The organism is Cohnella cellulosilytica, from assembly GCF_042431195.1.
Lineage (GTDB): Bacteria > Bacillota > Bacilli > Paenibacillales > Paenibacillaceae > Cohnella > Cohnella cellulosilytica.
Window position 1 is genome coordinate 42256 of the sequence record NZ_JBHMDN010000007.1, and the last position, 14791, is coordinate 57046.

The window sequence follows — 14791 nt, forward strand, 5'->3', positions numbered from 1 at the left end:
CCACGCTGGATTAAGGTTTAGCTGAATTCCTATTTGTAAGCGTTTTAGCGCAGGCGATTCTCTTCGGAAAGGGGTGAAGGGGAGGTTATTTCAGCTGGAAAAATCAATTCAAATCGATGAACGGAGGAAAATGAAACATGAACAGGAACGCGGCACGTTTGCGCAAGACGATGCTTCGGGCGGCCTACGGCTTCCTTGTCCTGACGCTCGTCGCCGGCCTCGCGGAGATCTTCCCGACCCGGACGGCTTACGCGGCTCCATCTTACCTGCTCTCGCTGGACCGCACGGCCTACGCCTCCTCGACGGAAGGCAACAATACGCCGGATCTGGCCGTCGACGGAAATACAGGCTCGCGCTGGAGCAGCGCCTGGGGGGCCGACCCGCAATGGATTTACGTCGATCTGGGCGCTGCGGCGACGATCGACCAAGTAGTCATCCGCTGGGAGGGCGCCTATGCCAAAGCATATAAAATCCAGGTATCCAACGACGAAGCGAGCTGGACGGACATCTACTCGACCGCGGCCGGAGACGGCGGCGTCGATACGATCACGCTTTCCGGCAGCGGACGTTACGTCCGCTTGCTGAGCACCGAGCGTTTTCTGACCCAATACGGAGTATCCGTCTTCGAATTCGAAATTTACGGAACCGGCGGCATCAATCCCCCTCCGGCCGTGCTCGGACCCAACGTCGCCCTGAATCGGCCGGTAACGGCCTCTTCCTACGAGCAGTCGGGCTATTTGCCGCCGGGATCGACGCTGCCCCAGAACGCGGTAGACGGAAATACGTCGACGCGTTGGTCGTCCAACCCCGCGGACGGGGAATGGATCTACGTCGACCTCGGAAGCCCGAGAACGATCGGACGCGTTCGCATCCAGTGGGAAGCGGCGGCCGGCAGGGCGTACGACGTCCAGGTGTCCAACAACGCCTCCGACTGGACGACCGTCTACCGGGAGATGACCGGAGACGGGGGCCTGAAGGATATCCCCCTGTACGCCAACGGACGTTACGTGCGGATGAAGGGCATCAGCCGCGCCACCAGCTTCGGCTACTCGATCTTCGAGCTCTCGGTTTACGATTACGTGCCCGGGGATCCGCAGCCCAGCTACCCGATTCCGCCGCTGCCGACGCCATCGACCGTCCAGGTCGGCCAAGGCAGCTACTACACCAACGACATCGCGATGCCGCAGCCGAAATATCCGCTGTATAAGGGCGCTAACATTACCGGGCCCCTGCCGTCCAACGATTGGTGGCAATCGGTATTCGTCAATCAGTTGGGCAACGGCATCATTACGCTGCCGCTTAAATCGAAGTATACCAAGCAAGGACTAAGCGTCTTGAACCCCGGAGCGGGTTGGGTCAACGGCCGTTCCCAGGAAGCGGCGGGCAGTCCGGATCTGTTCCTGATGGCGAGCAACATCAATTCCTCGTCCATGTCCAACAAAATCGTCGGCTACGGGGATTGGTCCGCCACCGTCTCGCTCAGCGACAACGCGACCGACAAAATGAAGACGACGTTCGTCAAGGGTTCGCCTTATCTGTTCAACGAATTCAGCGATCCGAATTCCCCGGAGCTGTACCTTCCGGCTTCGGTCCGGTTTTTCGACGACGGCAACAATACGATTCTGGGCGCGGACGGCGCTTCGGTAACCGGCGACCGCATCGGCATCGCCGTCACGAATACGGACGGGGCTCCGTCTCCGGCGACGGTAACGCGCTATTACGGTATTTTCGCTCCGCCGGGAACGACGTTTAAGCGGGTCGGCTCCAAGGTGAAGCTGCAGCTTGGCGGCGGGCAAAATTATTTGTCGCTGGCCTCTCTGCCCGCCGTCGGAGACTTGAACTACTACTATCAGCACGCTTACGCTTTCGTAACGAACACGGCGGTATCCCCGTCCTTTAATCCGGCCACCTCCGAGGTGACGACCGTCTTTAACGCGACGACCGCGCAGAAGCGCTCCGGCTTCCCGACGACAACGCTGATGGCGCTCCTGCCGCACCAGTGGAAAATTACGACCTCGCCGCTTACGTCCCGCAGCTACGCTTCCATCCGGGGGACGATGAAAGTGCGCGAGGGCAATTCGTTCACGACGTCGGACCGGTTCTACGGCATCGTCCCGCAGTTTACGGAGCCGAACGATCCGACCTATTCCCGCCAGACGCTGCTGCAGTATTTGGCGCTGCTGGACCAGGATACGGCGACGAATCCGATGCGCGCCGACGCCTACTGGCAGGGCAAGGTATTGCACCCGTTGGCGATGGGCGTTCTGATCGCCGACCAGATCGGCGCGGCCGATTACAAGTCTCTGTTCCTCGCCCGAATGAAAACGGTGCTGAGCGACTGGTATACGTACACCCAGGGAGAACCCGATTATTTCATGTATTACGATCCGACCTGGGGAACGATGTACTACAAGACAAGCGAATTCGGCGCCAACACGGGCATTACCGACCACCATTTCACCTACGGCTACTATGTATTCGCTTCCGCCGTCCTGGCCACCTACGATCAGGATTTCCGGGACAAATTCAGCCCGATGATCGAGCACCTGATCCGGGATTACGCCAATCCTTCGAAAACCGATCCGATGTATCCGTTCCTGCGGAATTTCGACCCTTACGAGGGCCATTCCTGGGCAGGCGGGTACGCCGACAACGACAGCGGCAACAACCAGGAGGCGGCCGGGGAATCGCTGTTCGGCTGGGTCGGCCAGTACATGTGGAGCGTGCTTACCGGCAACACCGCATATCGGGATACCGCCATCTACGGGTTCACGACCGAGCTGAAAGCGGTGGAGCAATACTGGTTTAACTACGACAACGACAACTGGCATCCCAACTATCCTTACAAATCGGTCGGCCAGGTATACGGCAGCTCCAATTTCTTCGGCACGTTCTTTAACGGAGACCCGGTCTACGTGTACGGCATCCACTGGCTGCCGACCGCCGAATATTTGACGAGCTACGGATTCGATCCGGCCAAAGCTTCCGCTCTTTACAACGGCTTCGTCGCGGACAACGGCGGGCCAGAGACCGACTGGTACCACATCGTCTGGCCGATTCAGGCGCTCAGCAATCCGCAGGCCGTGCTGGCCAAGTGGAATACGGCGGGCATGCAGCAGAACGAGGTGTTCAACACCTACTGGTTCGTGCACTCCATGGCGTCTCTCGGCCAACGTACGAAGGACATCTGGGCGACCGGAGGCTACAGCGCGACGGTCTACAAGAACGGCGCGGCCTATTCCGCGCTCGTCTGGAATCCGACGAACGCGCCGATTACGGTCACGTTCCGCAACGCCGGAGGAGTTACGGGCACCGCGACGGTCGCAGCCAAAACGCTGGCCAAGGTTAATCCCACGGGCAGCAATCCCGGCTTGCAAACTCCGCCGTCGTTAACCGCGGATACGACGCAAAACACGGTCGGACAGCCGATCGAGCTGACATTCGCGGACAATGCCGCCTGGCGCGGCGCGATTACCGGCGTAAGAGTGAACGGCGCGGCCCTGTCCTCGGGACAGTATGCCGTCTCGGCGGGCAAGCTGACTCTGAACGCCTCCGTTTTCCCGCAGGCGGGCGCCTATTCGGTATCCGTGCAGGCCGGCGGATACAGCGACGCTTCCGTCTCGCAGACCGTCCTGCCTTCGGGAGGCACGGGCAATCCGGGCGGCACGAACCTGGCGCTCGGCAGGCCGGCCACCTCCTCTGCGGGGCAGCTGCAAAGCGCTTCTCTCGCGGTCGACGGCAATACCGGAAGCCGCTGGGAATCGGCGTTCAGCGATCCGCAGTGGATTCAGATCGATCTTGAAACGACGGCGACCGTCGACCGGATCGTCCTGAATTGGGAAGCCGCCTACGGAAGCGCTTATGCGATCGAGGTTTCGACGAACGGCAGCTCCTGGTCGACCGTCTACTCGACGACGACCGGCGACGGCGGCATCGACGACATCCCGATCACGCCGGTCAGCGCCCGCTATGTGAGGCTTACCGGCACCCAGCGCGGGACGCCTTACGGCTACTCCCTCTGGGAATTCCAGATTTACGGCACGTCCGGCGCGCCCGTGAATCTGGCGCGGAATAAGAGCGTCGCCACCTCGGCCAATCCGATTACGGCGGGCTCCTGGGCCGTCGACGGCGATCCGGGCACGCGCTGGGAGTCGGCGTTCAGCGATCCGCAGTGGATCAGCGTCGATCTCGGCGCCCCGGCGACCGTCGGGCGCGTCTACCTGAATTGGGAAGGGGCCTACGCCTCCAGCTATGCGATTGAAGTATCGACCGACGGCAGCTCCTGGTCGACCGTCTACTCGACGACGACCGGCAACGGCGGCATCGACGATATCCCCTTCGCTCCGGTAAGCGCCCGCTACGTGAAGCTCACCGGCACCCAGCGCGGAACGCCTTACGGCTACTCCCTCTGGGAGCTGGAAATCTACTCTCAGTAACCGCTAACTTCTATCGTCTAACTTCAAGCCTCACGGTAAAGAAACCCCTCCGTTGGAGCGGGAATGCGCAGGGGGATGTCTCAAAAGGTCTATATGCGACCTAAGAGACATCCCCTGTTTTTATGCTCACGATCCAGTATATGCGAAGATGTTTCTCCATCCATTAACCCACTTACTTATTCGACAGAACTTCATTGGAGCGCCGATGCTCTCTTCCCTAGCCCCCCCTCGATAACCGATTCCTTAGAATATCGCCCCTCCATTCTCGCCTTTTCACGCTACGATAACCGATTCCTTAGAACATCGCCCCTCCATTCCCGCCTTTTCACACCACGATAACCGATTCCTTAGAACATCGCCCCTCCATTCTCGACTTTTTACGCTACGATAACCGATTCCTTAGAACATTGCCCCTCCATTCCCGCCTTCTCGCGCCACAATAGCCGATTCCTTAGAACATTGTCCCGCCACTCCCACCTTTTCGCGCCACGATAACCGATTCCTTAGAACATCGCCCCTCCATTCCCGCCTTTTCGCGCCTCGATAACCGATTCCTTAGAACATCGCCCCTCCATTCTCGCCTTCTCGCGCCACGATAACCGATTCCTTAGAACATCGCCCCTCCATTCCCGCCTTTTTCCGCCACGATAACCGATTCCTTAGAACATCGCCCCCTCCATTCTCGCCTTTTCACGCCACGATAACCGATTCCTTAGAACATTGACCCGCCACTCTCGCCTTTTCACGCCACAATAGCCGATCTCTCGGAGTCGGTGAAAAGCATTGCATGTCAGAGTACGGGTAGAGTTATAACGAGAGGTTAATCTATTTTGTACATGCTTGCTTAAAGAGACTCAGGCGAGTTCATGTACATCGATTAGTCGGTCGTAGAAAAAGAGAAAAAGCATCTATCTCCCGAAAATTGCCTCAGGAGACAGATGCGGCTTATACCATTGTCGTCTTTTGATATCACTCTGTTTACTTGTGGAACAGCCTCGTTCGTCCTCCCAGATTAATAGATCGCGATCTCGTAAATCGAATATCCGTAAGGGGGCATCGCTCTCTCCGTTCCGGTAATTTTCACATATCGAGCGACAACGGGAGCGAAAATCAGCGTATCCTTCAGACCGATCGGATTTGTCATCGAGTACGCCTCTTCCCAGTCCGTTCCGTTCACGGATACTTCCACCGTATACGCAGAGGCTCGGGCGCCCTCCCAATCGATGACCAACTGGCTGATCGTGTAGCTTGCACCCAGATTTACCGTAATCCATTGCGGGTCGACGCCATGCACGCTTTCCCAACGAGTACCCGGATTGCCGTCAATCGCCAGCTCCGCTGCCTCCTCCCCGGAAGAAGCCTCCGCCGTCACACCCGGACCGGCAGCGAGATTTATCGGCAGCACCGGCTGGATGACGACCGCGTCGCCGTAGCCGACCGCGACGACTCTGATCTCATAGTCCTTCGCCGTCGGAAGAAGCGCGGCCGGAATGTCGATCGTTCCCGCGTTCGCATAGACGGAATCGGCAACGCTGACGGAATCGATCCGGATGTCCGTAATCGCCGTTCTCCAGGCCGGGTCGTCGGCGAAGGCGACGCTGACCGCCTGCCCGATCGTATTGCCCGTCGTATCCGCGATCAGCAGCGGCGGCGTCAGCAGGCCGCTCGGATCGTACGGATACACCTCGAAGTCCCAGATCGAATAGCTCCATGCCTCGTTGATCCGCACCGTTCCGGTCAGCTTCACATAACGCGCCTGCACGGCCGGGAAGCTGAACGTATCGATGCCGCCGTCGCCGTCCGCCGTCGCGTACACTTCCTGCCAATGCGATCCGTCCTCGGAGACCTCTACCGCGTAAGCTTTGCCGTACGCCCCTTCCCAAGACAGCTTGATCCGACCGATCTCGTACGTGTCGCCAAGATCGACCTGAATCCATTGGGGATCGCTTGTCTCCGATTCCCAGCGCGTGCCGGAATTGCCGTCGAACGCCATGGCGGCATTGCCCGAAGAAGCGGTGTGCGCCCCCGCCGGTCTGCCGGCCGCCAGATCGGTCGTCGGCGGAATCCGGGATATCGTCTGCACGACGACAGCGTCCTGGTAACGCAGCGATTCGACCGTAACGACGTAATCTCCTGCGGTCGGAAACGCGCTTGCTTTAATGACGAGCTTCTTCCGTGTCGGCTCGGTCGGCGCGAAGTCCTCGACCGTGTATTCCGTTCCATACGCCAAGGCCGTTCCGTTCACCTTGACCGAAGCGATGCCGTTCCTCCACGTCTCGTCGTCCGCGAACGCGATCTCCGCGTCGCGCTTGATGATCGCATTCGTCGTATCGGCCTCCAATACGGGAGGAGCGGCCGGTTCGACAACGTACCCCGGATCGTGCGGATAAACCGCGAACTCGTACAAGGAATACCCGTAAGGCGTGCCACGGGCCGTTCCGGTCAGCTTGACGTACCTGGCCGACACCGGCACGAACCGGATCTCGTCCGTTCCGCCGTTGCCGCCGTGCGTCGCGAACGCCGTGCTCCAGCTCGCGCCGTCCTCGGAAACCTCGATCGCATAGGCTTTGCCGTATGCCGCCTCCCAGACCAGCTTCACGCTGTCGATCTCCTTGACGCCGCCAAGATCGACCCTGATCGACTGCGGATCGCTCTGCGCCGACTCCCAGCGAGTCGCGGGATTGCCGTCGAAGGCCAGCTGCGCATTGCCGCTCGTTGCCGTCGCCGACCGATTCAGCGCCAGATTTTCGAGCGCTCCTCCGCCGAGCTCGGGCACCGTTTCGGCCGTCTCCGCGAGGAACACGTTGTCCAGATAGATCCGGTGCGGCGCGACGCCCCCGGAAACGTTGCCGACGATGAAGTTGATCTTGACGTCGTCCCGGCTGACCCGGGTCATGTCGAAGTCGAAGCTGTACCGGGTCATGCCGCCGCCGAGGTCGACCGTTCTAAGCAAATATTGCGGATCCCCGCCGTCGATCTCTACGGCGACGCGTATTTGCCGGGCGACCGTGGAACGGGCGTCGAAGGACAACCGGTACTGCTTGCCCTGCTTAAGCGCCGCGCCGATCTGGTTGAACTGCACGCTCCAGAACTGCGAGCCCACGCTGCCGATGTCCAGCACGGCCTCACCGTTCTCGATTCCGAACGAAGCGGACGCGTTCCCGGCCCAATCCTCGGTGCCGACCCACAGCGTCCAAGGCTCCTCGGCGTCCATCTCCGCATTGGCGACCAGATTCGGCGCCAGCTCGATCCAGTCCAGATTGACACCCTCGCCCGACAGTCTCCACGTGTGGCTGCCGGCAGACAAAGCGACCAGTTCCGTTACGACGGCCCATTTCTCGTAGCCGTGCGTGGCCGGCACGGATAGAGCCGTCGCGGCTCCCTCGTCCAGCGCAACGTTCAGAGCTTTGCCCGCTCCGATGGCGGATACCTTGTAGGAGACGATATACTCGCCCGCTTCGGCAACATCGATCGCGCCTTCAATGAAATCCCCGGCATCGGCGAAGGCCGCATAATGCCCTCCGCCCGTCTTCGGCTTTAACGCCGCGCCGTTCACCGTTTCGAACTGCTCCGCTCTCCGCATGACGCTTAGAGGCGGAAAGTAACGCTTCAGCGCCACATTGTCGATATACGCGTCCGCATCGTCCCCTCCGAGCAGGAACGCCAGCTCGCCCGCCAACGTATCGGGATCGGTCATCTGGAATACGAACTCGTACTCTGCGTTCGCGGTCGACAGCGCGAAGTCCTCGCGCTTGCCCGCAATCGCCAGTTCGATCTGCCGCGGCGCCTCCGCACGTGCCCGGAACGCCACCTTGTACCAGCTGCCCTGCTCGAGAGGAAGACCTCCCTGCTTCAGCCGCACCGCCTCCGCCGACGCTCCCCCGTCCGCGATCGCGGCGTGAAATTCGCGGTGCCCGATACGTCTGTCGACCTGCGCCTCGGCCGCGGCTCCTCCGGCCGTCTCGAACGTCCAATAGGACAAGTAGTTATTGCCCAGCTCGAACTGTCCGTTGTACACGTAATTGCCGTCCCCAAGCGGTTGCCGCTCCACCGCCGTATCGTCCGTCACTTCCTCGAACCGGACATCGTCGATCCAGACGGAGCCTGCCGCCCCGCCCAGGTTGATCTCCAGGCGGGCCGTATAGTGCGTGCCGGACAGCATGCGGAACGCGTAGGAGTACGTCCCCTCCTCGGTCGTGACGGCCATGCCGCCCTTGCCGTAATCGGTCCAGCCTCCTTCTCCGCCCTGGCTCAGCTTCACCTCGATGCTGCGGTTGGCCGAAGCCCGGGCGTTTAAGGTCACCTTATACGATTTTCCCGTCCGCAGCGGAATCGGCTTCTGAATCAACTGCACCGCATACGTGGCATCGCCGCCGTTCGCGATGTCCACCTTCATCTTGCCGCCCGCGTTCGAGACCGACGCTTGCGCGCCGAAGCCGCTGACGAACGTCCAGTAGTCGGTGCCGGCCACTCCCGCGATGCCTTCCACAGCCGGATCGTCCTGATCGAACGAGCCGTTGTACACGTAATTGCCGTCCGCCGTCGGCGCTTTCGCTTCTCCCACGATGCCGCTCGTATCCCGCGGTCCCGGGCGTTCGCCCGGAACTGGACGATAATTCGCCTCGTCGAGCTGATAAACCCTCACGTAGTCGACCTTCATACGCTGCGGGAATACGGTGGAGGCGTCCGGATTGCCCGGCCATACCCCGCCCACCGCCACGTTCAACTGCATATAGAAATCGCGGTCGAACGGAGCCGGATACGTATAGACGTCCGGATGCTCGTAGCCGTAAGCAAACCAGTCGTTCTGCACGGCGTACAAAATATCGTCCGCGTAAAATCTCAGCTCGCCCGGCTCCCACTCGACGGCGAACGTATGGAAGTCGTCCGTGAACTTCCTGCCGCCGGGAAGCGTGTAGCTGTAGCCGGTGTTGGCGTGCTCGACGCCGTAGTGCAGCGTGCCGTGAACCGTACCGGGCTCGTGTCCCAGCGCTTCCATGATATCGATCTCCCCGGAAGCCGGCCACGTGCCGTAGACGTCCATATCGTGCGGCATCATCCAGATCGCCGGCCACAGCCCCTGGCCTTCCGGGAGCTGCGCCCGAATCTCGTACCGGCCGTACGTCCACATCGCCTTGTTGTTCGTCTCCAGCTTCGCCGACGTATAATCGGAGCCCTCGTAATTTTCCTTGCGGGCTTCCAGCACCAGTTCCCCGTTCTCGATGCGGACGTTCTCCGGACGGTTCGTATAATTTTGCAGCTCCTGGTTGCCGTATCCTCCCCCGCCTTGAACGAAGTTCCACTTCGAGCCGTCGATCGCCGGGCCTTCGAATTCGTCGCTCCAGACGAGCTGCCATTGCTCGCTTTTGACTTGCGGCTCGCCCAGCTCGATCAGCTTGAACCCGACGATGCGATGCTCGGCGTCCGCCTCGTACAAGCCGACGTATTTGTTCGTCTCCGCGTCGACTCCCGACAGATCCGTGCCCGCAGCGTACGGATTAACGACGGTGCCTCCGGTCGGAGCGCGCGAGCCGACGTTCGGCGTCGGAATCGGCAGATGCGACACTTTCGCGACCAGATGATGACCCGGCGCGACGCTTGCGGAAATCCGCGTCGTCGCGTGCGAGCCGCCCGGCTGAATCGCGCTTGTCGCGAGCTCGGGCGCGGGTTCCGTCGCTTCGCCCGCCCGAATGTCCTGCTCGGTCAGCGCAAACAGCTTAAACCTGACGATCTCGTTGCTCGCGTTCGCCTCATAGACGGCTGCGTAACGATTGGACGACGCATCCGCGCCGAACAGATCGTCGCCGCTCGCGTACGGATTGACGACGTTCCCCGTCCCGGGCACCCTGTCGCCGACGTTCGGCACGGGAACCGCCGAGCTCCCGATCGACACGGCCAGATGATGGCCGTCGTCCGGCGTCGCCCGGATAAGCGTCGTTCCCGGCGCCGTTCCCGACTCGACGCTCGCGGACAGCGACGGAGCCTTGTTCGTCTCCCTCAGCTTGACGTTGTCGATCCAGATCTGGTGGCTGCCGATCGCCCCCGCGTCGCCGACGTTGCCCAGGAAAAACACCAGCTTGCCGATTTCCGCCGCTCCTCCCACGCCGAATTCGAGCGCGAAGGAAGCGGTCGAGGTCGTCAAGTCGATCGTCCGGTTCGGCAGAATCCCGGTGTTGTTCGCCCTCTCGATCGCCAGGCCGATTTTTCGGGGGGCGGACGCGCTGGCGTCGAACGACAGCGTATAATACTTGCCGGCCTCCAATGCGACGTCCGATTGGGTCGCTTGCACGCTCCACGACTGCCCGCCGACGTTGCTGACGGATATTTTCAGCTTGCCGGCATCATTGGACGGCACGGCAGCCGCCTCCGTCCAGAAGCCCCACTGCTCCAGGCCGTCGTTGAACTGCCCATTGCGGATCAGATTGCCCGCATCGTCGTCCGGGAAGTCTCCCTCTCCGGCCGCAATCGCGAGCCAGCTCAGCTTCATCTCGCCCGAGACGGCCTCCAGCTTGATCATCTGCTTGCCCGCGGAGAGCGAGACGGGCTCGCTCACGCAAGTCTCCCAACCGCCTGCCGTATCGGCTATCGCGGTCGTTCCCAGAACGCTGCCGTCGGAGGAAAGCCGGATCTCGCCGCCGCCGGACGCAACGCGGTAAGCCAGACGGTACGAGCCCGTCTGCGCAACGTCGATCAAATATTCGAGCGAGTCTCCTACCTCGAACGAGTCCGCGTAATTGCTCCCGCTGCCGCTTGCTTCCAAACGGATTCCGCTTTGATAGAAATAATGCTCGGCCTGGATGTAGACCGGCTCGTCGGCCACGACGGCAAGAGCCCGCTCGTCGATGCGGAAGTCGTCCAGCGTGACGGTTCTCGCGGAGCCCCCCAGCAGCACCCGCAGCTTCGTCTTGCGATCGTCCGGGGAATCGAAATAGAAATAAAATTGCTTCCGCTGAAGCTCCGTCGTCAGCGCGATCGTTCGAACGCCGGAGTAGCTCTCGCCGGTCGCGGCATCCGCGACCTCCAGCCGGATATCCGAAGGAACCGTAGATTTGCCGTCGAACGAAACGACGTAATAGGCGTTCCTCTTCAGGTAAATCTCGCTCTGCGTCAACTGAACGGCCTCGGAGCCGTTCCCTCCGGCGGAGATGCTCGCCACAAGCGGCTTTCCTTCCGCCGCCGTTCCCGCGGCCGCGACGGCCGAAGCCGACGCTCCCGTCTGCCAGGTCCAATACGCCAATCCGGCCTTGCCCAGATCGAACGAGCCGTTGTACACGTAATTGCCGTCGGTCAGAGGGGCGCGGTTATCCGTTTCCTCGGCGTCCGTCTTCGCGACTCTGACGTTGTCGATCCAGACCGGACCGACGGCTCCCCCGAAATTCAGCTCGATCCGGGCGTTATTGTGCGTGTACGCCTGCATCTTGAACGTAAATTCGTAAGCCGTCATCGACGTATTCAGGTTAAAAGAATGCTCGGCGTAATCCTTCCAGCCCCCGTCGCCGCCGCTGCCCAGCTTGACGGCGAGCGGCCGGTCGGCGGACGCGGCCCGCGCGTCGAACGACACCTTGTACGTCTCGCCGAATTGCAGCGGCACGGGCTGCTGCACGAGCTGTACGGAATAGTTCGCGCTGCCCGTATTCGTTACGTCGACCTTCATCGCGCCGCCGTCGTTCTGCACCGTGGCCTCACCGTCGAAGCCGACGAGGAAGCCCCAATAATCGGAGCCCGTCACGCCTTCGATTCCGGGAGCGGCCGGATCGCTGCCGTCGAACCCGCCGTTATAGATCAGATTGCCGTCGGGCAGCGGCGCTTTGGGCGGAGTAACGCCGCCCTGGTCGCGCTGCCCGGGACGCTCCGCGGCAGGCTTGCGGTAGCCGTATTGCGAATCCATCTCGTAGACGCGCACGTAATCGACTTCCATCTTCCGCTCGCCCGCGAAGATCGCGTCGTCCGGATTGCCCGGCCACGTGCCGCCGACGGCCACGTTCAACTGCATATAGAAATCGCGGTCGAACGGAGCCGGATACGTATAATCGACGGGCTGCGAAGCGCCCAGCGCGAACCAGTCGTTCTGCGTCGCGTACAGGATGCCGTCCACGTACCAGCGCATCTCTCCCGGCTCCCACTCCATCGCGAACGTGTGATACTCGTCGGCGAAGCTTTCTCCCTCGGGGAGGGCGTAGGAATAACCCGTGCTCGTATGCGGATTGCCGTAATGCAGCGTTCCGTGCGCCGTTCCGGGCTCCTGCCCGATCAGCTCCATAATGTCGATCTCGCCGGAGGCCGGCCACGTGCCGTACATGTCCATATCCTGCGGCATCATCCAGATGGCGGGCCACAGTCCCCGTCCTTCGGGAAGCTTGGCGCGAATCTCGTATTTGCCGTACGTCCAGCGGCCCTTGTTCTCCGTCGTCAGCTTCGCCGACGTATAATTCATGTCCTGATAGCTTTCCTTATGAGCTTCGATGACGAGCGCGCCCTGCTCCACGCGCGCGTTCTTGGGACGCCGGGTGTAGAACTGCAGCTCGCCGTTGCCGAAGCCGTCGCCCTTCTCGACGAAGTTCCATTTCGTCTCGTCGATGCCGGGCCCGTCGAACTCGTCGTTCCAGACGAGATTCCACCGCTTCGGCGCAATGCTGGCCTCCGTCAGCTCGATCTGCCGGAAGTCGACAACCTTATGACTGGCGTCCAGCAAATAGACGCCGACATATTTATTGATCTCGGCATCCACGCCGCCGATATCCGTGCCCGGCGAATACGGATTCATTACCGTTCCCCCGGTCGGAGCGGCCGCGCCTGCGGGCGGCGCTTCGATCGCGCTGTGCGACACCAGAATCGCCAGATGACGGCCCGCCGGCACGCCGGACGCGACCTTCGTCGTGCCGGCCGCCGTTCCCCGCGAAGCGGCCGGACGGAAGACGCCGCTGGACGAACCGCCCCCGGAGCCGCTCGAACCGCTGCCCGAGCCGCCGTCCGCGCCCGTTTCGGAAGCGGAAGCTCCCTTGGGCACGTTCTGTCCGTCGTGCGTCACGCCGTCCGCCGCGTTGTCGATCGCGCCGACCTTCCCTTCCAGCACGCTTCCCGCAGCCGTCGGCCCCAGCTTCACCGTCCCGACGGAGCCTCCGGCCGCAACGACGAGGTTCGCCCGAAAATTCAATTCCAATACGTCGATCGTACCGTCGACGACGATCGTGATCGCTTCTCCTCCCGCAGGCCGGGCCTCCGTCCCTACCTTCGCGAAACGCCCGATCAATCTGACTGTGGCCTCCGGCGGCAGGGAACCGGAGATCACGACCTCTCCGAACGCTTCCCCGTTGTCCGTGCCGTTCTCCAGGATCGCTCCGCTGTTCGCGCGAACGCTGCCGGCGGTCGACGTTCCCTGCAGCAGAACGCGCAGCTTGTGATTGCGCTTCAGCACTTTAATCTCGTTCAGCTTGGAATCGGTCAGCCGGAGACTGTTTTCTCCGCCTCCGAGGACGAACGTGGTGCCGGTAACGGTTACCCCTTCCAGCGCCACGTCGCCTTCCCCAATCCCCTCGGTCAAGTAAAGATCGCCGAAAATCGTCGTATTCCGCAATACCGTTCCGGACGCGTTAACCAGCACATTCCCCTCCGCTTCGGGCAGCTCGCTTGCGCCCGCTTCGCTCACGATTCGCGGCGCGATTCTGTCCATGACCGACACCGCTTCCGCCCGCGTGATCGAACGCTTGCTCCGGAACGTTCCGTCCTTGTAGCCCGTCAAATAGCCGTTCCCCGACATGGCGGCCACGGCTCCGCGCGCATACGCGCCGATGGCTTCCGCATCCTCGAACGCGGGCGCCGCGGCGTCCTCCTCCGGCTCCAGTTGGAACACGCGAGCCAGTACGACCGCCGCCTCTTCCCTGGTAATCGGATGAAGCGGCCTGGCCGTATGGTCCGGATATCCGGTCAAGTAGCCCGCCGCTTGCGCCTTGGCGATGTCGGAGGCGTACCAGGCTCCCGGCTTCACGTCGGCGAAGCCGGAATCGCCCGCTTCGGGCAGTCTCAGCAGCCGATTGACGAGCGCGGCGAACTCGGCCCGGGAGATCGGCCTGTCCGGCCGGAGATCGCCCGTCTCGTCGCCCTGCAGCAGCCCGCGGTCCTTCCATTTGTTTAACGCCTCCGCCGCCCAGTGGCCGGCGGGTCTGTCCGGGGTCTCCCCGGAGGGCGCCGCGAATCCGGCGGCCGGCTGCAGCGCGCCGATCAGCATCATGAACGCGAGCAACAAGGAAACATTCCTTCTCATATAAGCACATTTCTCCTCGCTATTATGGAGTTTAACTCCCATTCTAGCGAGGAAGCGCTTGCACAAACACTGCAGGCATCAACGAAATGTATTC

General features: G+C 61.6%; 2 protein-coding genes. One reads left to right on the top strand and one right to left on the bottom strand.

The annotated features are described in order from the left end of the window. Positions 1 to 137: 137 nt before the first annotated feature. Complete coding sequence (locus tag ACFFT4_RS03320) at positions 138 to 4436, top strand: galactose-binding domain-containing protein (protein ID WP_378045060.1); 4299 nt, start codon at positions 138 to 140, stop codon at positions 4434 to 4436. A gap of 1012 nt (positions 4437 to 5448) precedes the next feature. Here ACFFT4_RS03320 and ACFFT4_RS03325 read toward each other — a convergent pair. Beyond that, positions 5449 to 14697, bottom strand: coding sequence for a carbohydrate binding domain-containing protein (locus tag ACFFT4_RS03325; RefSeq protein WP_378045062.1), 9249 nt, complete (start codon positions 14695 to 14697; stop codon positions 5449 to 5451). Positions 14698 to 14791 lie beyond the last annotated feature (94 nt).